Origin of the sequence: Streptococcus sp. 79 (assembly GCF_013277425.1) — a bacterium.
Classification (GTDB): domain Bacteria; phylum Bacillota; class Bacilli; order Lactobacillales; family Streptococcaceae; genus Streptococcus; species Streptococcus pseudopneumoniae.
Genome location: NZ_VMMW01000128.1, coordinates 1 through 543, shown reverse-complemented (window position 1 = coordinate 543; position 543 = coordinate 1). Strand labels below are relative to the sequence as shown.

Sequence of the window (543 nt, the reverse complement as noted above, 5' to 3'; positions counted from 1 at the left end):
AATTGTGATTTGTCGACCTGGGCTACAAAGTCTGCGAACTCATTTTGGAGGGCTAGAGGGGGGAAAATCAGTTCAAAATTTTTAATCAGTTGACCGTTTAAATTAGGTTGATTTCCTCCTCGTCCAAGTTCTCGTAATTCGCTATACCTTAGCATTAATTGATGCCAAATAAAAACTGGATTGTCTATTTTATTTGGAAATATAGCCCCACATGCTTGGTTGCTAGTAGATTCAACTTTGAGGATTGCACTTCTTCCTCTTGTTTGTCCTTGACCATACATAGCAATTAATATTGTATTAACTGGAAAAAGTTTAAGAGATGTATTTTCTAAAGCAAATTTTGTGATTTTTTCCTCAGTTTCCGTAATTTCTCTATTTATTACCTCAGTTGTTTTTACCCAATTAATCGTTCCGCTATCCCAATATAATTTATTATCTCTTGATGGTGTACTTCCACTAGAAACTTCAAATTTTTCACCTATTTTATATTTGGGGAATAATGTAGTATAAAAATCCCCAAACATCTCATTAAATCGGGATTTG

General features: G+C 33.7%; 1 protein-coding gene. It reads right to left on the bottom strand.

Going from position 1 to position 543, the window contains the following annotated elements; translation table 11 throughout:
- The coding region (locus tag HT729_RS11495) for a restriction endonuclease subunit S (protein WP_172932037.1) at window positions 1-543 on the bottom strand (543 nt) is incomplete at both ends.